Source organism: Mesorhizobium sp. NPDC059025 (assembly GCF_042739655.1).
Lineage (GTDB): Bacteria > Pseudomonadota > Alphaproteobacteria > Rhizobiales > Rhizobiaceae > Mesorhizobium.
Genome location: NZ_JBHYIM010000001.1, coordinates 299,038 through 321,415 on the forward strand (window position 1 = coordinate 299,038; position 22,378 = coordinate 321,415).

Annotated in this window: 21 protein-coding genes; 11 read left to right on the plus strand and 10 right to left on the minus strand. The window is 61.2% G+C overall.

Features of this window, described 5'->3' with window-relative positions; genetic code table 11:
- Positions 1 to 21: 21 nt before the first annotated feature.
- The 3 genes from ACFWYE_RS01375 to ACFWYE_RS01385 all read right to left on the minus strand — a co-directional run bounded on the left by ACFWYE_RS01375 (position 22) and on the right by ACFWYE_RS01385 (position 2,144).
- The gene (locus tag ACFWYE_RS01375; protein WP_129414638.1) at positions 22 to 771 is read right to left on the minus strand and encodes an arginyltransferase; all 750 of its coding nucleotides are present in this window, start codon (positions 769 to 771) and stop codon (positions 22 to 24) included.
- Positions 772 to 907: 136 nt separating this feature from the next.
- Positions 908 to 1,378 carry an RDD family protein gene (locus tag ACFWYE_RS01380; RefSeq protein ID WP_379109116.1) on the minus strand — a complete coding sequence of 157 codons (471 nt, stop codon included), beginning with the start codon at positions 1,376 to 1,378 and terminating at the stop codon, positions 908 to 910.
- A gap of 73 nt (positions 1,379 to 1,451) precedes the next feature.
- On the minus strand, positions 1,452 to 2,144 hold the full coding sequence (locus ACFWYE_RS01385; RefSeq protein WP_379109118.1) for an alpha/beta hydrolase: 693 nt from the start codon (positions 2,142 to 2,144) through the stop codon (positions 1,452 to 1,454).
- 169 nt (positions 2,145 to 2,313) lie between these two features.
- Here ACFWYE_RS01385 and ACFWYE_RS01390 point away from each other — a divergent pair, with 169 nt between their 5' ends.
- Both ACFWYE_RS01390 and sthA read left to right on the plus strand, forming a co-directional pair.
- Positions 2,314 to 3,486 (plus strand): OpgC family protein, encoded by a 1,173-nt coding sequence (locus tag ACFWYE_RS01390; protein ID WP_379109120.1) that lies wholly within the window; start codon positions 2,314 to 2,316, stop codon positions 3,484 to 3,486.
- A 169-nt stretch (positions 3,487 to 3,655) separates the two neighbouring features.
- A complete protein-coding gene (gene sthA / locus ACFWYE_RS01395) occupies positions 3,656 to 5,044 on the plus strand; it encodes a Si-specific NAD(P)(+) transhydrogenase (protein WP_379109122.1) in 1,389 nt (462 codons plus the stop codon).
- Between the two features lie 3 nt (positions 5,045 to 5,047).
- Here the strand turns inward: sthA and ACFWYE_RS01400 are convergent, their stop codons facing one another.
- A complete protein-coding gene (locus ACFWYE_RS01400; protein ID WP_379070057.1) occupies positions 5,048 to 6,121 on the minus strand; it encodes a LacI family DNA-binding transcriptional regulator in 1,074 nt (357 codons plus the stop codon).
- A 389-nt stretch (positions 6,122 to 6,510) separates the two neighbouring features.
- The gene (gene tet / locus ACFWYE_RS01405) at positions 6,511 to 7,689 is read right to left on the minus strand and encodes a Tet(A)/Tet(B)/Tet(C) family tetracycline efflux MFS transporter (RefSeq protein WP_379109123.1); all 1,179 of its coding nucleotides are present in this window, start codon (positions 7,687 to 7,689) and stop codon (positions 6,511 to 6,513) included.
- 88 nt (positions 7,690 to 7,777) lie between these two features.
- On the opposite strand from tet, the gene ACFWYE_RS01410 reads away from it, so the two are divergent.
- Complete coding sequence (locus tag ACFWYE_RS01410) at positions 7,778 to 8,413, plus strand: TetR/AcrR family transcriptional regulator C-terminal domain-containing protein (RefSeq protein WP_379109124.1); 636 nt, start codon at positions 7,778 to 7,780, stop codon at positions 8,411 to 8,413.
- On the opposite strand, the gene ACFWYE_RS01415 is transcribed toward ACFWYE_RS01410, so the two are convergent.
- Both ACFWYE_RS01415 and ACFWYE_RS01420 read right to left on the minus strand, forming a co-directional pair.
- The gene (locus tag ACFWYE_RS01415; protein WP_379109126.1) at positions 8,410 to 8,781 is read right to left on the minus strand and encodes a DUF423 domain-containing protein; all 372 of its coding nucleotides are present in this window, start codon (positions 8,779 to 8,781) and stop codon (positions 8,410 to 8,412) included. The two genes, ACFWYE_RS01410 and ACFWYE_RS01415, sit on opposite strands and share 4 nt — an antisense overlap.
- Before the next feature lie 98 nt (positions 8,782 to 8,879).
- A complete protein-coding gene (locus ACFWYE_RS01420) occupies positions 8,880 to 10,118 on the minus strand; it encodes a multidrug efflux MFS transporter (protein WP_379109128.1) in 1,239 nt (412 codons plus the stop codon).
- Positions 10,119 to 10,234: 116 nt separating this feature from the next.
- Here ACFWYE_RS01420 and ACFWYE_RS01425 point away from each other — a divergent pair, with 116 nt between their 5' ends.
- The 3 genes from ACFWYE_RS01425 to ppk2 all read left to right on the plus strand — a co-directional run bounded on the left by ACFWYE_RS01425 (position 10,235) and on the right by ppk2 (position 13,024).
- The gene (locus ACFWYE_RS01425; protein ID WP_379109130.1) at positions 10,235 to 10,900 is read left to right on the plus strand and encodes a GntR family transcriptional regulator; all 666 of its coding nucleotides are present in this window, start codon (positions 10,235 to 10,237) and stop codon (positions 10,898 to 10,900) included.
- Between the two features lie 147 nt (positions 10,901 to 11,047).
- Positions 11,048 to 12,019: a glycosyl transferase family 90 gene (locus ACFWYE_RS01430; protein WP_379109131.1), complete on the plus strand. Its 972-nt coding sequence runs from the start codon at positions 11,048 to 11,050 to the stop codon at positions 12,017 to 12,019.
- An 84-nt stretch (positions 12,020 to 12,103) separates the two neighbouring features.
- Positions 12,104 to 13,024 (plus strand): polyphosphate kinase 2, encoded by a 921-nt coding sequence (gene ppk2 / locus ACFWYE_RS01435; RefSeq protein ID WP_379070078.1) that lies wholly within the window; start codon positions 12,104 to 12,106, stop codon positions 13,022 to 13,024.
- Between the two features lie 6 nt (positions 13,025 to 13,030).
- Here the strand turns inward: ppk2 and ACFWYE_RS01440 are convergent, their stop codons facing one another.
- The gene (locus ACFWYE_RS01440) at positions 13,031 to 14,689 is read right to left on the minus strand and encodes an alpha/beta hydrolase (RefSeq protein ID WP_379109133.1); all 1,659 of its coding nucleotides are present in this window, start codon (positions 14,687 to 14,689) and stop codon (positions 13,031 to 13,033) included.
- A gap of 10 nt (positions 14,690 to 14,699) precedes the next feature.
- Entirely contained in the window at positions 14,700 to 15,731 is a 1,032-nt protein-coding gene (gene hemB, locus ACFWYE_RS01445) for a porphobilinogen synthase (protein ID WP_379109135.1), read from the minus strand.
- 202 nt (positions 15,732 to 15,933) lie between these two features.
- On the opposite strand from hemB, the gene ACFWYE_RS01450 reads away from it, so the two are divergent.
- The 4 genes from ACFWYE_RS01450 (at position 15,934) to ACFWYE_RS01465 (ending at position 19,852) form a co-directional block, all read left to right on the plus strand.
- Positions 15,934 to 16,971: an enoyl-CoA hydratase/isomerase family protein gene (locus ACFWYE_RS01450; RefSeq protein WP_379109740.1), complete on the plus strand. Its 1,038-nt coding sequence runs from the start codon at positions 15,934 to 15,936 to the stop codon at positions 16,969 to 16,971.
- Positions 16,968 to 17,390, plus strand: a complete 423-nt coding sequence (locus ACFWYE_RS01455) for a DUF6163 family protein (RefSeq protein ID WP_379070087.1) — start codon at positions 16,968 to 16,970, stop codon at positions 17,388 to 17,390. Before ACFWYE_RS01450 ends, ACFWYE_RS01455 begins: the two co-directional genes overlap by 4 nt.
- Before the next feature lie 204 nt (positions 17,391 to 17,594).
- Positions 17,595 to 18,110 (plus strand): transcriptional regulator LdtR, encoded by a 516-nt coding sequence (ldtR, locus tag ACFWYE_RS01460; RefSeq protein WP_054311167.1) that lies wholly within the window; start codon positions 17,595 to 17,597, stop codon positions 18,108 to 18,110.
- Between the two features lie 488 nt (positions 18,111 to 18,598).
- Positions 18,599 to 19,852, plus strand: coding sequence for a murein L,D-transpeptidase (locus tag ACFWYE_RS01465; protein ID WP_379070091.1), 1,254 nt, complete (start codon positions 18,599 to 18,601; stop codon positions 19,850 to 19,852).
- A gap of 12 nt (positions 19,853 to 19,864) precedes the next feature.
- Here the strand turns inward: ACFWYE_RS01465 and ACFWYE_RS01470 are convergent, their stop codons facing one another.
- Positions 19,865 to 20,800, minus strand: a complete 936-nt coding sequence (locus ACFWYE_RS01470) for a LysR family transcriptional regulator (protein WP_379109742.1) — start codon at positions 20,798 to 20,800, stop codon at positions 19,865 to 19,867.
- Between the two features lie 135 nt (positions 20,801 to 20,935).
- On the opposite strand from ACFWYE_RS01470, the gene ACFWYE_RS01475 reads away from it, so the two are divergent.
- Entirely contained in the window at positions 20,936 to 22,378 is a 1,443-nt protein-coding gene (locus tag ACFWYE_RS01475) for an MFS transporter (protein ID WP_379109137.1), read from the plus strand.

Below are 22,378 nucleotides of genomic sequence, written 5' to 3' on the forward strand. Positions count from 1 at the left end.
GGACGGGCCGATTGTTCAGTTTCAGCCGCTGAAGCGTTCCCAGCCCTTCGGGCCGAGATGTTCTTGCGGCATGAAACGCATCTTATAATTCATCTTGCGTGAACCGTTGACCCAGTAGCCGAGATAGACATGGGGCAAGCCCATCGCCTTGGCGCGCTGGATGTGGTCGAGGATCATGAAGGTGCCCAGCGAGCGCTCATCGAGGTCGGGATCGAAGTAGGAATAAACCATCGACAGGCCGTCGGCCATCTTGTCGGTCAGTGCCACCGCCACCAGCGCACCCTGGCCCTTGCCGGTGATGAATGTGTCCGGTCCGCGCCGACGGTATTCTATGATCTTGGTGTCGACATGGGTGTCCTCGACCATCATAGCGTAGTCGAGCACCGTCATGTCCGACATGCCGCCCTTGCGGTGACGGGCGTCGAGATAGGCGCGGAAGAGGGAGTATTGCTCGGTCGACGGTTCGGCGTCGTGCATCACGCCGACGAGATCGGCATTGTGCTGCGTCACGCGGCGCATGTTGCGGCTGGGTTCGAATTCCTGCGCAAGGATACGCACGGAAACGCAGGCGCGGCAGTTCTCGCAGGCGGGGCGATAGGCGATGTTCTGCGAACGGCGAAAGCCTCCCTGAGTCAGGAGGTCATTCATCTCCGAAGCCTTGTCACCGACCAGATGGGTGAACACCTTCCGCTCGAACTGACCTTCCAGATACGGGCATGGCGAAGGCGCGGTCAGGAAGAATTGCGGAGACTGGGTAGGATGCTGCGTCATCGCGCGTCGAAAAATGCTCCCACGAACTGCCCTAGCTTGGCGTGCGCGGCAGAAAATTCAACAGGATAATCGTAGTGCAGGGCTTTCTGGCCCATATATTCGGCGGTTGGGCAGGACAGTGTGGACAAGTCCCGCCTCAGCGGTCGGTACGGCTGACGACGGTACCGAGCAGCAGGTCGTGCAGCGTGCGCTTGCGGTCGGAAAACAGCGTGATCAGAAGCACCAGGGGAGTGAGAATCACATTGCCTGCCCAGAAAAGTACGGAATGCACCACAGCGGTCATGCCATCGATCGGGGTGCCGTCCAGCCTGTCCAGGCGAATGCCCATCGCCTTCATGCCGAGCGTAGCCTGATCGCGACCGCCCAGCGTGTTCCAGATGTAGACCACGGCGACTGCCGGCACGAGCACTGAAAACAGCATCCAGCCCAGCCCCAGCGTGATGATGCCGAACAGGAACACCAGGATGGCAAAGGGAATGGTCAGCAGGCCGACCACCAGATAATCGAGGATGCATGCAAAGACGCGGCGCGAACGGACGCCGTCATAGGCACGGACGTCGTCAAGCCTGGAAGTGATGATCTCTCCGTCGAGAACGCGCGCGTTCATTTCCTGAATATCCCTGTAGTTGACCGGTTCCTGACCTGCCTCACCCAACAAATGGTGTGACCGCTGCTTCCGTTCAAGTTGAAGCCGCGGATCGCTGCCGATCCAGCCATTCGCATATGATATTGCCGTCCACTGCGCCGAATTCATGACCGGCGGCTACCATGCGCGCATCGACATCGGCATGATGTCGTCGCAGCAGTCTGGCAAGCGATTGCGCGAAAGGCGCATAGGTGACGTCGTTGGCGCCGGTTATCATCAGCACATGTGCGCCCGACAAGTCGGCATCCGGGACTCGATCCAGTACCGGCATGGCGCGCAGCAGCACAGCGCGTCGGATGACGCCAGGGTGCAGCAGCATGGTGCTGGTAACCAGATTGGCGCCGTTGGAATAGCCGATGAAGGCGACAGAGGCCGGTTCCAGGGTGTGAAGCGCGATCAGCTCGTCGATGAAGCGTGCAAAGGAATCCGTTTCCGCGCGGATGCTGGCCTGGTCGAATTGCGTCGGCGTGATCCGTCTGAACCAGCGCAAATCGCCGTCCTGTACGATACGGCCACGCACCGCCACCAGCCTCGCTCGTGGGGCGGCAGCCATTGCCAGAGGCATCAACGTTGTCTCGTCCGCAGCCGAGCCGTGCAGCAGGATGAGTGTCTCGCTGCCAGCGTCCTGCGGGATATGGAGGCGATAGGAGAAGGACAGGTCGCGTCGTAATGCCGCGATCTCCGAATTTTGTCGGCTATCAGTTCCAGCCGTTTGATTTTCCACCATTTTATCTCTGTTTGCCGGCTTCAAAACGAAACATTTTTGGATCGACCCAAAAGTGATTGAACGTGCTCTGTTTTTGGTCGCTTTTGCGCTGATATGGAATGTCGAGCGGTTCCGTGACGGAGGCTAGGGGCGAACCGCACACAGTGTGAACCGTTGCGGAGTCCTGATCATGACCACGCCGCTCTCTTCCGAACGTGATACCCGCATCGACGTTCTGCGTGCCCTCGCTCTGCTGATGATCTTCATCGATCATGTCCCCGGCACCGCGTTCGAGCTCTTCACCTACAAGAACTTCGGCTTCTCTGACGCTGCCGAAGCGTTCGTGCTGATATCGGGCATTGCCGTTGCGCTGGCCTATGGCCGCAAATTCCAGCCTGGGGACCGATTGCTGGCGACACTCAAGATGTGGCGCCGTGCCGGTGTGCTCTACGCTGCTCATATCGTCACCACCATCGCGTCGATCGCCATCTTCTGCGCGGCTGCATTGCTTGCCAAGCGCCCTGACTTCCTGACGCAGATCAACATCGGCCCCCTGATCGAGCGCACGCCGGAGGTACTGCTCGGCATTGCCACGCTTGGTCACCAGATCGGCTATAACAACATCCTGCCACTCTATGCCGTGTTGCTTCTGGCAGCGCCTGTGCTTCTGTTCCTTGGCGGGCGCTGGCCGCTGCCGACGCTAACGGTTTCGGGCATCGTGTGGTTGTGGGCGGGCCTCTATCAAGTCGCGCCGCCGAACTATCCCGAGCAGGGGTTCTGGTTCCTTAATCCGCTGTCGTGGCAATTTCTTTTCACCATCGGCGTCATCAGCACATTGCACGTGCGCCGTGGTGGCAGCATTGCTGTGAATGGCTGGCTGCTTGGCGCAGCAGCTGCCTATGTATTCATCGCCATGGTCTGGGTTCGCGGCCCGTGGTGGGGCCAGGATACCTGGTTTGGCCTGCCGGCGGTGCTTGCCGGTTTTGACAAGACTTTCCTGTCGCTATCCCGGCTGCTGCATGTGCTGTCGGTTGCCTATCTGATCATGGCGCTGCCAACGATTTCGGCCTTCTTCCGCAAGCCACTCGATCATCCGCTCGCCATCCTCGGCAAGCGATCACTGCCGGTGTTCATTGCCGGCACTTTGCTTGCGATAATGGCGCAGGTGCTGAAGCTGGTGCGGCCTGGCGGCTTTTCCTATGACGCTATGTTGATTACGACCGGCATCGCCGGGCAATTCGCGTTCGCCTACTACCTGGAATGGCTGTCCAGGCTCGGGTGGGCGAGCAAGGCGAAGGTACCGCGGCCGCCGATCGCTCCCCGGCCAGAACCGGCGCTCAGGGTATCTTACCAGGTAACCTGACAAGGGCCCGGTCAGCTATGATCGCTACTGGGAACTCTGGCTGAGAATCCTGCCCCGCTGCTTTCTAAATCGGTTGAAGTCATTGCGGTTAAAACGCTAGCCTAGGCGATGGCTGGACGTGATGGAGCGTCGAAAGCTGTCAGCCACAGCGGGGCAAGGGGACTTCGGAATGGACTATGACATGCTGGTGATCGGCAGTGGTCCGTCGGGCCGGCGTGCCGCGGTGCAATCTGCCAAGCTGGGCAAGCAGGTTCTGGTCGCAGATGCCGGTCGACGGCTGGGAGGGGTGTCGGTGCATACCGGCACCATTCCCTCCAAGACTTTGAGGGAAACGGTACTCAACCTTTCGGGATGGCGCGAGCGTGGGTTCTACGGCAGGGGCTACCGGGTCAAGCAGGATATCTCGATCGGTGATCTGATCGAGCGTCTGCACAAGACGCTCGATCACGAAGTGGAGGTGCTGCAGCACCAGTTCATGCGCAATGCCGTCAGGAGCGTCCGGGCGGTGGTGCGGTTTCTCGGACCCAACCGAGCCAGTCTTACGACGGCGACGGGCGACTACAGCGAGATCGGATTCGCCAACGCTTTAATCGCCGTGGGTACGCGGCCGCATCGTCCGTCGGACGTACCATTCGACGGCAAACGGGTGTTCGATAGCGACGAGATGCTGGAGTTGTCGCAGCTTCCGCGTTCGCTGACGGTGATCGGTGCCGGCGTCATCGGGGTGGAATATGCCACCATATTTTCGGCACTCGACGTTCCAGTCACGCTTGTTGAGCCGCGCCAGACCATTCTCGACTTCGTTGATCGCGAGATCGTTGACGATTTCATCCACCAGATGCGCGACCGCGGCATGACCATCCGTCTGGGCAGCAGCGTCAGCGAGGTGAAGTCGGGGCCGGATTTCGCCGAAGTGGTATTGGCGGACGGTCGCACCATCCGCTCCGAAATGGTGCTCTACGCCGCAGGTCGCAGTGGCAACGTCGGAAGTCTTGATCTGGAGGCTGTCGGCATCGAGGCCGACGTGAGGGGCCGCGTGAAGGTAGATCCGCATACTTTCCAGACAACCGTCCCGAACATTTATGCCGCGGGTGACGTGATCGGTTTCCCGAGTCTCGCCTCGACATCGATGGAGCAGGGCCGGGTGGCTGCCTGTCATGCCTTTGGTGTCGCGCTGCCGCCGCCGCCGGAAACCTTCCCCTATGGCATCTATGCGGTGCCGGAGATCTCCACTGTCGGCCAGTCGGAGGAGCAGGTCCGCGCCAGTGGGACTGCTTATGAAGTTGGTGTGGCGCGATTCCGCGAGACCTCTCGCGGGCACATCATGGGCGTCAATTCCGGCTTCCTGAAGCTGCTCTTTTCACTGGAGACGCGGCGGCTGCTCGGGGCACATATTGTCGGAGAAGGGGCGACGGAACTGATCCATATCGGGCAGGCCGTGATCAACCTGGGCGGCACGATCGATTTTTTCGTCAACAACACCTTCAACTATCCAACGCTGGCTGAAGCCTACAAGATTGCCGGCCTGGATGCATGGAACCGGATGGGACGGGGATGAACCTCAGCGCGAAGCTGGGCCGGCCGATTCGCGCACGACCAGCTCGATCGGCATCTCCTGCCGGCGTTCGGCCTGACCCGGATCGAGGATGGCGCGGGCGGCGCGGCGGCCCATTTCCCGCATCGGCTGGGCGATCGTGGTGAGCGGCGGCTTGCATGTGGCCGCTTCCGGAACGCCGTCGAAGCCGACAATGGAAACATCGCCGGGCACTGACAGGCCACGTTCCTTGAGCCAGTCGATCGCGATCATGGCAATCCGGTCGGACATGGCGAGCAGCGCCGTCGGTGGTTCTGGCAGGCTGAACATGTAATCTAGGCTTGCATGTACGGTCGGCACATCGTTGCCGGTTTCGTAGATCGGAACGTCGGCTGCGTCGATGCCGGCATCGGCGAGCGTTTCCAGGTAGCCATAGAGGCGGTCGCGCGTACCGGAATAGGTGGCACCTTCAGCGCGCCGGGCAGTCACCGGCCCGCTGCTTCCTTCGTCGAAACTCAGCGCCAGAACGCCAAAACGGCGGTGGCCGAATGCCAGAAGATGATCGGCAGCCAGTTTCGCGCCGGCTTTGTTGTCGATTCCGATGGCTGAAAGCGCGCCTTCGTCATAGCCGAAGTCGAGCACCACGAAGGGGAGCTTTCGTTCCCGGGTCAGATACACCGGCTGCCAGTTGCCTTCGACACAGAAGACGATGAAGCCGTCGACCAGTGCGCTCTGGATGTTCCAGGCGAGATGTTCGCCGTTGATCGCCGACACAAGCGACAGGCCGGCGCCCGTGGCATCGCAAATTTCCGAGATGCCGGACATGACCACGCGAGCGAAAGGGTCGTCGAAGAAATAGGAGAGGGGTTCCGCGGTGGCGACGCCGATGGCGTTGACCTTGCCGGCCCTCAGCAGCCGTCCCTTGGGGTCGGGGCCGGCGTAACCCAGTGCGTCCGCTGCTGCCTTGACGCGTTCGCGCACTTCCTCGCGCACGATCTCAGGGTGACTGAAGACATTCGAGGCGGTGCCATGCGAGACCCCGGCAGCCTTGGCGACATCCGCCAGCCTGACCGGTTTGATCGCGGTTGCCTGTCTTGCCATCAGTCATCCTTCTCATCGGTGGACGTAGCGAGGTCCGAGCGTTTTCAGGTGCCTGATGATCACCAGACTGCCGACCTTGTATCACAATTGTTGGATCGATCCATATTCGCCTTGACTTTGCGTCGAATGAGAAGGAGGATTTGGATCGATCCAAAAATTTTTGCACCGATCTTGGATCGATTCAATCTCGAAGCGATCCGGATCGAGAAAGTGAGGCAGCAATGCGTCCGATCGACTATCTGTTTGAAGACATCTATCGCAACTATTGGGGCATCTCGTTCAAGTCGCCCGCAAATGAGCGGAACGATGCCCGGACCAACCATTCAGGCTTCGTTCGGTGTTTCGTGAGCGGGATCGCCAGATCGCTGTTTGCAGGATCGGGCCGCCGCTCAGGCGGCGACCCTGTTGCCTGGCTTCAGGGTCAGCAGCGGGACGCAGACGAGATAAAGGGCTGCGCCCCCGATCCAGACCAGTCCAGGAAATGTCGATCGCGTGGCGAAATAGGTGGTCGAGATCGCCAGAGGCGCGACAATGGACGCAAGGCTGGTCAGGCCGGCAATCACGCCTTGCAGTCGGCCTTGACTGTTCGCGTCCACTCCTGCGGTCATCATTGACTGCAGTGCCGGCGCACCGATACCGCCGAGGCAGAGCATTGGCAGAAGGACGAAGACCATCCAGCCGTGCGTTGCCAGCCCGATCAGGATGTAGGCGGTGCTGTCGGCAGCGATGGCGATCGCAAGCGCCTTCTTCTCGCCCAGCCTTTCGCTGAGAGGCCCGGCCAGAAACGCCTGTGCCAGGGCGTGAAAGAGGCCGAACAAGGTCAGCGAAATGCCGACGGTGAACGGATCCCAGGTGAATTTGTCCTCGACGTAGACAACCCAGATCGTGCCACCGACTTCGCCGACCATGGCCAGCAGAATGGCCGTGCCAAGCAACGGCAGCAGCAACGGAAAGCCGAATGCCCAGCGCAAGGGAGCGAAAGGGTTGAGCGAAACGGTCGCGGCTTCGCTGCTCGGGCGCTTTGGCTCTTTCAGGACCAGCATGGCGATGAGCAAGGTGACCAGATTCAGGACCGCGGCGGCAAGGAATGGAGCGCGGGTCCAGACGCCACCGAGCAGACCGCCGATTGCGGGCCCGGCGATGAAGCCGACACCGAAGGCCGCCCCGAGTTGCCCAAAGCGCCTTGCGCGCTGATCCTCGGACGTCACGTCGGCAATGTAAGCCGACGCGACCGCTGATACGGCGCCGGTGACGCCGGCTATTGCTCGGCCAATGAACAACAGCCACAGCGTTGGGGCGAGGGTCATGAACAGATAGTCCACCGTGGCACCCGCCAGCGACATCAGCAGCAATGGCCTGCGCCCAAAACGGTCCGACAGCGCGCCGAGCAACGGCGAAAAGACAAACTGCATCGTTGCGTAGAGCGCCAGGAACGCCCCGTAGCGCCAGCCAAGGTCGCCAGTGTGGCCAACCTCGCGCAGCAGCTCCGGGATGACCGGCATGGTGAGGCCGATGCCGGTTGCGGTAAGGGCGACCGTTGCCAAAATGATGGCGATGGAGCGGTTCATGACACGTCCAGAATTTATCGGTGATAAATTCACTTATCATTGATAAATTCGGGATGCAATGCCGGTGGCATCCTGATAGGAGACGGCAATGAAGGTCGACCGCGCGCGCATCGTCGACGAGGCGCTGCTACTGCTGAACGAAGTTGGGATGGACGCGCTCTCGACGCGGCTTCTTGCCGAGCGGCTGCAAGTGCGTCAGCCGGCCTTGTACTGGCATTTCAAGAACAAGCGCGCGTTGCTGGATGCCATGAACAGGGAGATCCTGGAGCGCAGCCACACCAATCCGCTTCCCCAAGAGGGCGACGACTGGCGGCGGTATCTGACGGAAAATACGCGGAGCTTTCGTGCTGCGCTGCTCGCCTACCGCGACGCCGGAAGGGTTCATGCGGGCACCGAGGTTGAACCCGACGAATTGCCGGATATCGAGATGAAGACCGCGTTTCTGGTCGCGCACGGGTTCGAGGTCGGCGAGGCGATGATGCTGTTTATCGCGCTCGGTCGCTACACGCTCGGTTGCGTGATCGAAGAGCAGTCCGACTATCCGGAAGGGCCGGGCCGAGGGACAGAACTCGATCTTGCGGCCAGTGACTACCCGCTCTTGTCAGCAGGACTGCTGCACTATCGGGACGGGGGACACACGGCCCTGTTCGAAACGGGGCTCGGTCTGATCCTGGATGGCGCCGCCATGCGGCTTGCCGGCAAGGCGGAAAAATCCGGCGCTTAGGTTCTTGATCTCGCAAATGCCGAAGCTGCGAGCGTCAGCCAGCCCAGGATCAGCAGGGTGCCGCCGGTCGGTGCCACAAAGGGCAGCAGCCGTCCGCCGAGGAAGTCGCGGGAAAGCAGGTCGCCGCAGAACAGGATCAATCCCACCAGCAGCACGAGTCCGCCGAGGCGAAGTACCCTGTTGCCACCAACCAGCCCGACCGCCAGCAGCACGATCGCGTGGGTAAGCAGGAACGATGCCACCGTGCCGGTAAAGGCGCCGCCGACATGCGCCGCCGCTGCCGAGAGCGCCACGCCCGCAGCCCCGCAGAGCCCTCCGGCCATCACAAGAGGCGGGCAAGGTTCAAAGGCAAAACGAGAAGAGCTCATCGTCTAGTTCCATCAGCAAGGGCGACAATCTGCGAAACCGGGCGGATTCCCGAGTGCAGAACGCCTGGAGATCTAGGCAGGATTGCATGGTTCGGGCACTACGCGGACTGCGGCTGTTCGTAGCGGCTGCGTACGATCCAGTTGAAGAGTGCCCCTATTGCCAGCAGCACCGCGGTGAACAGAAAAACCGCACGCATGCCGAAATGACCGCCGACAAAACCGCCGAGAACCGGTCCGGCGACCTGGCCGACATATTGTGCCGAGATCGAATAACCCAGGACGTTGCCGCCGACGCCGTCCGGCACATTGTGGCGAATGACGCTGGTGACGGATGGCAGCAGACCGCCCAGCGCCAGCCCCATCAGAAAGCGCAGTACGATCAATTGCCAGCTTTCGGTGACAAAGGCCTGCGGAACGAGCAGCAGCGCTGCGACCAGCAACGCGCCGATTATGACGCTCCAGTGACCGACGCGGTCGGCGAGCTTGCCGAGCCTCGGGGCCGACAGGATCGCCCCGAGGGCCGCCGCCGACATGACGAAGCCGGCAACCAGTGTCACCTTCGCAGAATCCGTCACCAGTTCCGCGACATAGACGGTGATGATCGGTTCTATCGACATGGTGGCGAACATCAACAGCATGCCGGTGGCCAGCATCGCCACCACCGGTCGCTTGTCGGAGATGCGTGACCAACTGCCCGCCTGCATCTTCCTTGTTTCGGTTGCCGTGGGGCGACGATTTTCCCGGATCAGAAAGGTCGTGGCGAGGAATGCCAGGAAGATAACGCCGCCGGCGATCAGGAAGGTCGCGCGGATGCCGATCCTGGGCGGCAGGGCGCCACCAATCAACGGTCCGACCAGATTGCCAGCCATGATGCCGGCTGAAAGTGTTCCGAGAGCCCAGCCGGACCGATCCTTCGGCGTCTGCATGGCGACCAGAATGGTCGAGCCGGAGGAATAGCCGCCGGCCAGGCCGATCAGGAGGCGCAAGGCCACCAACTGCCAGACATCCTGCACCATGCCCATCAGCGACATGCACACCGCCATGCCGAAGCTTGCACGCACCAGCATCGACTTGCGGCCGTAGCGGTCGCCCAGCCGGCCCCACAATGGCGCTACCAGGGCCGCCGCAAGGAAAGTGGCGCCGTAGGCGATGCCTGACCATTGAACGATTGCTGCATGATCGGTGACGCCCAGCTCTTCCACATAGAGCGGCAGGAATGGCAAAAGCAGCGTCATTGCCACCAGTGTCGTGAAGGAGCCGACGAAGCACACGACGAGATTACGGCGCCAGTGGATATTGTAGCCTTGTTCCCCGGAATTGGTGCTTTCACTCGACATGGCGTTGCTCTTCGCTGCGTTGTCTTGTATCCCGTCTTGGGATACCAAGTTGGTATTCGTATCAGGCGCGGACATTGCGAAGTCAATGGGCCAGCGGCAAAAGGGAGAAGGCCGCGATGTCACAGATGCTGCAGGTCGAACGTCAGCTTCGCGAAATGATCCTGGGACTCGACATTGGTCCCGGTGAAAAGCTGACCGAGCGCTGGATAGAAAGCCGTTTCGGGGCTTCGCGTACTCCAGTGCGCGCGGCGCTGCTCAGGTTGGAAACGGAAGGACTTGTCCTGCGCGACGGGCGGGGCTGGACGGTTTCACCGATCAACCTTGCTGAAATCGAGCAGATTGCGGTCTATCGCCAGGCTGTCGAGGTTGCTGCCGCGCGCTTGACGGCTGCGCTGGAAGACAGAAGCAGCCTCGATGCGATCGAGGCAATGCTTGATTCCTGCGGAGCGGATACGCCGAGGGAAGAATGGCATCGGGTCGGCACCGACTTCCATGTCGAACTGGCGCGCCTGTCCGGCAATGAGTTCCTGTTTCGTGCCGTGCGGGATGCCATGATCCGGCTGTCGCGGGCGCGATGGCTGGAAATTCGCGATGAGGCCGCATCGGTGCGGGCCTGGCGGGAACATAGAACCATCCTGGCTGCGCTGCGGGCGGGGCAGGCAGACGAGGCTGCGGATCTCCTGATCCGGCACATCGGCGGCAGCCGCGATCGCTTGGTCGGCTCATTGCGCGCCGAGCGCCGCGGCCTGCGCGCCCGTGGTTTTGCCGTCGTTGCGGCCTAGAAAAAATGACGTTTGCCGAGGCCGTGGATCGGCGTTGTTTCTTGATAATGTTTCGTCACATTCTTTGACTGTTTTCTCTCGGGATTATCTGGCGCAGCGGGACACGTGACGCTAAAAGCCTGCGCGGGCTTTTGCGTTGGAATTTCGATGCGTAATCTTCGTCGCAGGACTGGCAAGGTCTTTTATTACGCGCGCAACATTGTTCGCGACAGCGCACCGCAATTGCTTTTCCGTCGTCGACTGGACCAAGCGCTGGCGACTGCCCTGCGGCGCGGTCCCGTGCTTCTCGATCGGCTCAACTACTACAACAAGCTGCGGGAGCCTTTCACGCCGAGCCCAGCGGCGGTGACGATCGCGACGCTGCCGCGCCGTCCGTCGATGTATTATTACGATCTCAAGGAGTTCGCTCGCTACTTCGATCCGAACCTGCGTCTGGACCTGGAGTTCGGCGACGTTCGTGGGCTTCCCGGCGTACCCTCGATCGTCAAGAACCGTCCGATCGGGGACGACAATACCAATGCCGTGCTGTTCAAGATGGACAAGCTGCGGCATTTCCAGATGCAGGACGATCCGCTGCGGTTTGCCGACAAACAACCGGGGGTCGTCTGGCGTGGCGACATGAACAATCCTATGCGCCTGGTCTTTCTGGACGCTGCGCAGGGATTGCCTTTCTGTGATGTCGGGTCGCCGGCTACCCATACGCCGGAGCGTCACCGCAAGCCCTTCATGAGCGTCGAAGACCAGAAGCGTTATCGCTACATCGTCTCGCTTGAAGGCTATGACGTGGCGACGAACCTCAAATGGATCATGAGTTCGAATTCGCTCTGCCTGATGCCTGAACCGACCAACGAAATCTGGTTCTGCGAGGGGCATCTGAAGCCCGATGAGCATTATGTGCAGCTCGCCCCCGATTTCTCGGATATCGCCGACAAGTTTGCGTTCTTCGAGCGCCATCCCGAACAGGCGGAGCGCATCATCGCGTCGGCGCAGGCCTATTGCCGTCAGTTTCTGGACGAGCCGACCGAAAGGGCGCTGTGTTTCCTGGTGCTCTACAGATATTTCGTGCTGAGCGGGCAGATCGAGCCCGACGAGAAAGTCTGGCGCTTCATTTCAGCGTAGAGGCCTTTTGGTTCCGCAGCTGCAATAAAACCGTCATTGCCTGCGGATATTGGTCGGCTCACGGTGCGAACGCGGAGCGACATCATGACCGAAATGGAACGCAATTCCCCCGCAGCTGACTGGCTGGAGGCGGAACTGGCAGACACGCTCGACGAAGACTATGAGCTCGAGCTGTCGGAGCCTGCACTCTCCGAAGAGATCGCCAAGATCTACAAGCGTTCGCATCCGCCGTCCGTCGAAAGGCAGGTCTATTTTCGCGAACTGCTGACGCTGCAGTCGGAACTGATCAAGCTGCAGTCGTGGGTGGCCCACACCAAGGCCAAGGTGGTGGTGCTTTTCGAAGGACGCGATTCGGCCGGCAAGGGCGGCGTCATCAAGCGTATCACCCAGCGCCTCAACCCCCGTATCTGCCGGGTCGTGGCGTTGCCGGCACCGACCGAGCGCGAGCGCTCGCAATGGTATTTCCAGCGCTATGTGCCGCATCTGCCGGCGGGTGGCGAGATCGTGCTGTTCGACCGTTCCTGGTACAATCGCGCCGGCGTCGAGCGGGTGATGGGTTTTGCTACCCCCGACCAGGTCGAGGAGTTCTTCCGCGACGTACCGGAATTCGAGCGCATGCTGGTCCGTTCCGGCATCATCCTGGTGAAATACTGGTTTTCGATCACCGATGAGGAGCAGCAGATGCGCTTCCTCATGCGCATCCACGATCCGATGAAGCAGTGGAAGCTCTCGCCGATGGATCTGCAGTCGCGCGTACGCTGGGAACAGTACACCAAGGCCAAGGAAGAGATGCTGACGCGCACCAATATCCAGGAAGCGCCCTGGTTCATCGTCGAGGGCAACGACAAGAAGCGTGCCCGACTGAACTGCATCGATCACCTGTTGCAGCAGGTGCCCTATGAAGAGGTTCCGCACGATGAGATCACGCTGCCGGAGCGTGTCTTCAATCCCGAATACGAACGCACCGTGCTGCCGCCGGAACTCTACGTGCCGCAGAAATATTGAGGCCGGTCATCCAGCCTTGCGCTGAGCGACAAAGAAGGCTTTCAGTGCTTCGACCTTCTCGGCCGTCCATCCGGGCGGCTGAGTGACCGCAATCCACGCATCGATATAGTGCTCAGGCGCGTAGACATGCCCGTAGCCCATCGGTGTGGTCGTGCCGAGCCCGATGTCGACGGTCAACTGCAACAGCGTGACGATCGGGAACCAGCGGAAGCGCGGCGAGACATCCGGCCCGCGTTCACCCTTCATCCAGTCCGGTTTGCTGTAGGCTGCATGGGGGTCGAAAAACACGATCGGGTCGCTGGCGTATTGCAGATAGACGACCCTTATCGGCCCCCAAGGCGCGCCATCGAGACCCAGCGCATTGTGCTGGCTGGTGAAACGTATGACCGAGCCGTCCCGGAAACGCGGCAGCCATGCCGGCGAGCCGGCGATGCGGCCTGCGGTGACAGTTTTCCAGGTCCGGCTGGGGAAGGGAGGACCTGCCCACACCGCGCCCTGGTATGGGTCGGCGATGACATCATAGATGTCGCTCGACAGATCGGAGTTCATCGCGCCGAGACTGAGGCCATAGAGATAAAGTTTCGGGCGCCGATCTTTCGGCAATTCCTTCCAGTATCCATAGACCTCGGTGAAGAGCGCCCGCGAAGCTTCCGAGCCGTAACCCGGCTCGACAAGCAATGAGAGCCAGCTCGGCAGATAGGAATACTGGATAGCGACGCTCGCGATATCGCCATGATGGAGATATTCGACCGGGTCGATTCCGGCAGGATCCACCCAGCCCGTCCCCGTTGGCGTTATGATGATGAGCGCCGAACGTTCGAAGCCGCCAACGCGCACCAGTTCGTCGAGCGCCAGTCTCGCCCGGTCCTTTGCTGTTTTGGCGGAATTCAGGCCGGCGTAGACACGAATGGGTTCCTTGGCGTCCGGGCTGGTCTGGGAGGCAATTTCATTGCCGGTCGGCGCGGACGCGATGTAGTTGCGCCCCATCTTGCCAAGCCCCTGCCAATTGATCAGCGATGCTGCACTGCCGGTCTTCCGGGGGTCCGTTGGCGGCTTGATCTCGGCATCAATGATCTGGTCCAGTTCCCGATAGGACGAGTCCATTGCGCGGATCGCGAAACGCAACAGAACGCCATCCACCAGAGACCAGAACAGAAGCGCGGTGACGACCAGTCCAATGACCCCCGCGACACGCCGTGGCACATGAGGGCGCAAGCGCTTCGCAACGGTCCGGAAGACGCTGGCGAGAAGCCGGGCGACCAGGATGACGACCGCGAAGGTCGCCAGTGCGATCGCCGCAACCTCGAAGGGGCCGACCTTGTTCGCTGGTTCCATACCCATCAGGATGCGGATGGAATCCTGCCAGCCGGACGCCTGGATCAGGAAAATGACAGCAGCAGCCAGGCAGGCGAGAATGATGACGCGCGACGCGGAAACCAGCCGACGTCGATCCGTGCGGGGCAATTCCATGTAGGTCCAGAGTGCGCGTAGCGCGATGCCGACGCCATAACCGCAAGAGAAACTCAGACCGGACAGGATGCCTTGGGTGATGCTGTCGCGCGGAATGAGGCTTGGCGTGAGCGAGGCACAGAAGAACAGCGTCGCGAGGGCCAGTCCGGTCAGCGAGAAGGCGTCGATCGTCCTGGCTGCCCACCGCAACACCATGCGCTTCAGCTCATCCTTTCAGGATCTCGGCCACCCGTGGCGCGAAATAGGTGAGGATGCCGTCGCAGCCGGCACGCTTGAAGGCCAGCAGCGATTCCAGCATCACCTTTTCGCCGTCGATCCAGCCATTGGCGGCGGCTGCCTTGATCATCGCGTATTCACCCGACACCTGATAGGCGAAAGTCGGCATGGCGAACTCGTCCTTCAGGCGACGGATGATGTCGAGATAGGGCAGGCCAGGCTTGACCATCAGCATGTCTGCGCCTTCGGCAAGATCCTGTTCGGCTTCCCGTACGGCTTCGTCGCTGTTTGCATGATCGATGTAATAGGTTTTCTTGTCGCCTTTCAGCAGTCCTTGCGTGCCGATCGCCTCGCGATAGGGACCATAGAAGGCGGAGGCGAATTTGGTCGCGTAGGACATGATGGCGATGTCCTGGAAGCCATTGGCATCCAGCGCGTCACGGATGGCACCGATCCGGCCATCCATCATGTCGGACGGGGCGATGATGTCGGCGCCGGCTGCGGCCTGCAGCACGGCTGCGGCAGCAACCTGCTCGACTGTCTCGTCGTTGACGATGATGCCGTCGCGCAGGATTCCGTCATGGCCATGGCTGGTGAAGGGGTCGAGCGCGACGTCGGTAATGATGCCGATGTGTGGAACCGCAGCCTTGATGGCGCGCGTCGCGGCATTGATCAGATTGTCGGGATCGAGAATGTGAGAGCCAGCCTCATCCTTGCGTCCTGCCTCGATGTTCGGAAAGGTCGCAATCGCCGGGATGCCAAGCTTGGCAGCGCGCTCGGCTTCACGAACGGCCTGGTCGACGCTGAGGCGAAATACGTCCGGCATTGCATCGATCGGCTCGCGTACATTCGTTCCGCCGGTCAGGAAGATCGGCCAGATCAGGTCGTCGACGGTCAGGCGGTTTTCCTGCACCAGACGGCGCGACCAGTCTGCCTTGCGCATGCGACGCAGGCGGCGCGAGCCGGTGATCTCGTCGACGTTGCGGGCACCGGCTGGTTTTGTGGGGGTGAATTTGTTCATGGCCAAAACTCCAATTGCCGGTTTTTAGCACGGGCTGGTCGGGGCGACCAATGCAGCATGGTTGTGCCAGCAGCTGCGCGGATGGTCGCAGCCCGTTCCGACGCGGTTTGCGACAGCGCCGGTCGAGTAAGGCGGCCGGCATTGACGCGCCGGAGGGGGGCGCTTAGCACTTCCAGTGCATATGAATGAGGATTCTATGGCAATGGACTTTGGCGGCGGCGAGGAAATCCGCTTCGAAAGGAAGGGCCGGGCCGGCGTCGTAACCATGACCCGTCCACAGGCGCTGAACGCCATCACGCACCGCATGATCAACGCGCTTTCGCGGGCGCTGGACGCATGGGAAACCGATCCGTCGATCGATCTCGTACTCCTGACCGGAGAGGGCAGGGCGTTTTCCGCTGGTGGCGACATCATGGCGGTCTATGAGGGCGGCAAGGCCGGCAGGCCACCGGTGGAGTTCTTTGCTGATGAGTACAGGCTGAACGCCCGTATTCCCCGCTTTTCGAAGCCCTATGTATCGCTGATCGATGGCATCGTCATGGGCGGTGGTGTCGGTCTCTCATTTCACGGCTCGCACCGGGTGCTCACCGAAAACGCTCAATTCGCGATGCCGGAGGTCGGCATCGGCTTCTTTCCAGACGTTGGTGGCAGTCATCTGCTGCCGGGGCTCGAGGGCAGTTTCGGGGTGTATCTCGCGCTGACGGGAGAACGCATCCGTTTTGGCGACGCACTGTGGTCGGGGCTGGCCACCCATGCGGTCAAGTCCGCAGACCAGGCCGCGATCATCCGGCATCTGACCGAGACCGGAGATGTCGAAGCGGCGCTAAGCAGCTACACCGTGCGCGCGGCAGCCGAAACGACGCAGCCGGTGCTCGAGGCGATCAGGCGGCATTTTTCCAAGGGCAGCTTGGCGGAGATCATCGCCAGTCTGGAAGCCGTCGGCGACGAATTTGCCTCCAGGACGCTGGCTACCCTCGCACAGCGTTCACCAACCAGCCTCAATGTTGCCTTTCGCCAGATCAGCGCTGGTCGCTTCCTGTCGATGGATGACTGCATGCGCATGGAGTTCCGCATCCTGGTGCGGATGCTGCAGGGCCACGACTTCTACGAAGGCATCCGGGCGGCGATCGTTGACAAGGATCGTCAGCCGAAGTGGCGACCAGAAGGGCTGGGTGCTGTCACGCCTGGTGATGTCGAACCCTATTTCGCGTCGCTCGGCGAGCAGGAACTGGCGCTGTGAACGACGCCGCACAAAGCCGCCTGGTTCTGGAGCCCTCGACGACAGAACTCATCTTCGAGTGGTTCCAGCGTATCGTTGCCGTCTACTGCCTGTTGTTCGGCGTGCTCTACTGGGTCCGCCTCATCGGCTTCTATCCGGGACCGCTATGGCGTTTCGACCTGATGCCGGTGCATTGGCAACTCGCCGCGGCGACCCTGGCGGTGTTCTTTCCCTTTGCCGCCGCAGGGCTTTGGATGCTGGCCTCCTGGGGGCCTGTCATCTGGGTCATCTGTGCCCTGACCGAGACGATCATGTATGTGGGCTTCCCACAGCTCTTCGGTGAGCGCTGGCCGATCGTCGCGGCACATGCCGCCGTGGCTTTGATCTACATAGCGCTGCGGCTAGTCGTGCATTTGCAGCGCCGCCGCCAGCGTGCCTGATTTTAGGCCCTTTGGCCGTTCGCTAAATCTTTAGGTTAATTTTCTTCCCTCGGCAGGGTTTTCATTAACCCTCTCTCGAAACCTCTTACCGGTAAGCTCTTGTTAGCCCTGGCGTTTAAGTCGAATTTTATAGGTATTCGATAGTGTCGCGATCAAGGTGACAAAAACAAAAAATCACCGGGCGACAAACGAGAGGCAAAGACAATGATCAATTCGCGTCCTGTGGCGAAGACCGCCAATGTTATCGATGAACGCCGCGAGTCCATCCGCACGCTTTACATGGAATCCCTTCAGCTGGTTGAACGTCTTCATCGGCGTTTGCTGGACGTAATCAAGGATGAGTTCGACCGTAATGGCCGTTCCGACATCAATGCTGTCCAGGCTCTGCTGCTGTTCAACATCGGCAATGCAGAGCTGACCGCCGGTGAACTGCGCTCGCGTGGCTACTATCTCGGCTCGAACGTATCCTACAACCTGAAGAAGCTCGTCGACCTTGGCTTCATCAACCATCAGCGTTCGCGCATCGACCGTCGTTCGGTCCGCGTCAGCCTGACGGACAAGGGCAATGAGGTGGCTGAGGTGGTTGCCGGTCTCTATGAGCGCCATATCGGCTCGATCGAGCACGTCGGCGGCATCAACCAGGACGAGTTCAAGCAGATGAACCGCGCCCTGCAGCGCCTCGACCGCTTCTGGAACGACACAATCGCCTATCGCATGTAAGCGGGCGGTTCGCGCTCGTTGCCGGCCTGCCGGCGGAGCTGCCGCGACGTCTGCGTCGCGGGCGGGAATACCACGCCGAAGAGCGGGGAGGAGGAGATCTAGAGCGTTTCCGTTTTTCACGGAAACGCGGAAACGCTCCGAGTTTTGTTTCGGCCGCATTGTTGTAACGCCAAGTGTTTCCACTTGGCTACAAAATGCTCTAAATCTCCGGACTGGGCCGGTGCTGAAAAGGCACTGGCCCTTTCTTTCGTACGACGTAGGTCTAAAGCGCGGGTGTTGCGCCTAATTGCCGCCATATTCCGGTGAAAGCGAGAAACAGGACGGTGCAGTCGATCTGGCTGGCTTGTCCGCTCTCGCGAATGTGCGTTTTCCGGCAGCGAGATGCGAGATATGGTTGGCTAAATGTTAAGGATGGCAACCATAGAGTGCGGGCCGCCAACCGGGCCCACTGGCCGATCGTCGAATAGTTGAACAAGTCTGGAACGCCCATGAACACCAGCCGCCGCCTGTTTCTCACCGGAGCTTCCGCGCTTGCCGTGGCTTTTGCCGCCGGCGCCGCCAGTGCCCAGGACGCCGTGGATGGTATCCTGAAGGCGTCAGGGCAGGGTGGTTGGGACGACACCTTCGATGCCCGCGCCACGCAAGGTGGCAAGGTCGCCTCGACGCTGCCGATCTTCAGCCCACAAACCGTGACCTACACCGAGCAGGCCATCGGCCAGTATCGTGACATCGTCGCTCAGGGTGGCTGGCCGCAGGTGCCCGCGACCAAGAAGCTCCAGCTCGGCGTTTCCGATGCCGACGTCGTGCCGCTGCGCAAGCGGCTGATGGTGTCCGGCGACCTGCCGCAGAATGCCGGCCTGTCGGAGTCCTTCGATTCCTACGTCGATGCCGCGTTGAAGCGTTTCCAGACCCGCCATGGCCTGCCGGCCGACGGGGTCACCGGCAAATACACCTTCGCTGCGATGAACATTTCGGCGCAGGTGCGGCTCGGTCAGCTCGAAACCAACCTGGTGCGTCTGCGCGCCATGGGCGGCTTCCTTGGCAACCGCTACGTGATGGTCAACATCCCGGCCGCGCAGATCGAAGCTGTAGAGGGAGACCGTGTCGTGCTGCGCCATACGGCGATTGTCGGCAAGATCGACCGCCAGACGCCGATCGTCAATTCGAAGATCAACGAGATCATCGTCAATCCCTATTGGAATGCGCCGGTGTCGATCGTCCGCAAGGACATCATTCCGTTGATGCGCAAGAACCCGAACTATCTCAAGGACAGCCATATCCGCCTGCTGGCGCCGGATGGAACCGAAGTCGACCCGACCACTGTCGACTGGTCGACGGAGGATGCCGTCAAGTACCGTTTCCGCCAGGATCCGGGCACCGGCAACGCAATGGCCTCGGTCAAGATCAATTTCCCGAGCCCGGACGGCGTCTACATGCATGACACGCCGCAGCAGAGCCTGTTCGGCAAGCTGATGCGCTTTGATTCCTCGGGCTGCGTGCGCGTGCAGAATGTGCGCGACCTTGTCACCTGGATCCTGCGCGATACCCCGGGCTGGAACCGCCAGCATTTCGAGGAAACCATCAAGACGGGCAACAACACCCCGGTCGCGGTCACCAATCCGGTTCCCGTCTACTTCACCTATGTTTCGGCCTGGTCGACAGGTCCGGGCGTCGTACAGTTCCGCGACGATATCTATCGCCGCGATGGCGTCGACGAACTGCAGATCACCTCTTCTCTCTAAGAAGCAGGCAAGTCAGATACCCTCAAAGCCACCGGCGGCAACGCCGGTGGCTTTGATGTTTTCGGCACAGACGTCGCGCACGCAACTGCGCAGCCAGCGATGCGCCGGATCGGCATCGAGCCGTGGATGCCACAAGAGCGAGATGGTGATTTCCGGCAAGGCAAGGGGGAGCGCGAAGCGGAACATGCCATCCCTGAGGTGGCCGGTGTAGCGTTCGGGAACGCTGGCGATCAGGCCCGTTGCCCGCGCAAAGACCAACGCTTCCAGGAAGCCGCTGACGGTTGTCGCGATCTGTCGTTGCAATCCGAGGGTTCCCAGCGCGTCATCGATCGGTCCCTTGTCGAGATTTCGACGCGAGACGAGAACATGATGTCCTGCGGCATAGCGTTCGGGCGTGACGATGCCCTCGCACAAGGGATGCCCAGCCCGCACGACGCCGACGAAATGGTCTCGAAACAGGGTCTGCGCCCGGATCTCCGGTCCGGTGGTGGTTCCGATCACGCCGGTTTCCAGATCTACACTGCCGTCGCGCAGCGGTGTGCTGTCCTTGTCCGGTTTCGGTACGAAACGCATCCGCACACCGGGTGCCTCCTGGACTATGCGTGCAAGCAGGGCCGGCCCGAAGTTTTCGACAAAACCGTCGGAATTCCTCATGGTGAATGTCCGTGTGAGCCTGGTGAGGTCCAGCTTTTCAGCAGGGCGCAGCATGGCTTCGGCTTCCTCGACGATACGGCTGACGTGCTGGCGCAGTTCAAGTGCGCGGGGTGTAGGGACAAGGCCGCGACCGGCCCGAACCAGCAGGGGGTCGCCCGTTGTTTCACGCAACCGCGCCAGCGCGCGGCTCATCGCGGATGGGCTGAGCCGCAGCCTTCTGGCGGCGCGGGCAACGCTGCCTTCCGCAAGCAGCACGTCGAGGGTGATCAGCAGGTTGAGATCCGGGTGTGGCATCCGCCGAGCATAGCGCATGTTTCCTGTTTTGATGAGGCGTTTCATGCACGAATAAAGTGCAAATGGTGCGCCTTCCGCCATGTTTCAGGCGACGCTACCTGTCTGTCCAGGTTTCAATCGGCAGAGGCAGAGATCATGCAATCGAACGTCAGCCAAGGTGACGTGACTACAGAACAGGCCCGCGATGGCACGGGCCGCTGGGCGCTGATCAGTCTGGCGCTGTCGATGCTGCTTTCATCGCTTGGCATCAGCATCGCCAATGTCGCGTTGCCATCGCTGGCGGAGGCGTTCGATGCGCCGTTCCAGCGCGTGCAATGGGTTGTGCTGGCTTATCTGCTGGCGGTGACGATCACCATCGTCTCGGCGGGGCGGCTCGGCGATCTCATAGGACATCGACGCATGCTGATTGGCGGTATTTCGCTGTTTGCGCTCGCCTCAGGCCTGTGCGGCGTCGTTTCTTCGCTCTGGCTGCTGATCGGGGCGCGCGTCTTGCAGGGACTTGGCGCTGCGGTCCTGATGGCGCTCAGCATCGCCTTCGTCCGCGATACGGTCGCCAAGGACAGGACCGGAAGTGCGATGGGATTGCTGGGCACTATGTCGGCAATCGGGACGGCGCTTGGCCCTTCGCTGGGCGGGGTTCTGCTGACCGCAGCGAGCTGGCGGGCGATCTTTCTGGTGATGGTGCCGCTCGCTGCGCTGAATCTTGTCCTGGCCTGCCGTTTCCTGCCGGCCTCCAAGACGACTGGAAAGGGCGGTGGCTTTGATGGTCTTGGTACGCTGCTGCTTGGCCTTGCGCTTGCGGCCTACGCACTCGCCACCACGGTGGGCGGTGCGCATATGGGCTGGCTGAATGTGGCGTTGCTCGTCGCCGCCGTTCTCGGAGCGGGACTGTTCGTCATGGTCGAGGCGAGGGTGGCTTCACCATTGATCCGACTGTCTGAATTCCGCGATGCCTCCCTGAGCGGGAGCCTGGTGATGAACGCCCTGGTTTCCACCGTCATGATGGTCACCTTCGTGGTCGGGCCGTTCTATCTTGCCCGTGCTCTGGGATTGAATGCGGCTGCCGTCGGTATGGTGATGTCGGTTGGTCCGGTGATCTCTGCCCTGACGGGCATTCCGGCCGGCCGGATCGTCGACCGGTTGAGTGCCTCGGTCGTGGTCACCGGTGGCCTCGCCTTGATGACGATCGGCGCGCTGGTTCTCGTCGTGATTCCGACCAGCTTTGGTGTCGCCGGCTATGTCGTGGGCATTGCCGTTCTGACCCCCGGCTATCAGCTGTTCCAGGCAGCCAACAATACCAGCGTGATGATGGACGTCGGTCCGGATCGGCGTGGTGTCGTCTCGGGTATGTTGAGCCTGTCCCGCAATCTCGGGCTGATCACCGGGGCATCGGTCATGGGCGCCTTGTTTGCCTTTGTCTCGGGCACGGTCGACGGATCGGTCGCGCATCCCGAGACCATCGCCGCCGGCATGCGGATCACATTCGCTGTGGCGGGAGGGCTGACCCTGGCTGCGATCGCCGTGGCATTTGTGACCCGTGGCCGGCCAATGAGCACGGCCACGGTCCAGGAGCAGTGA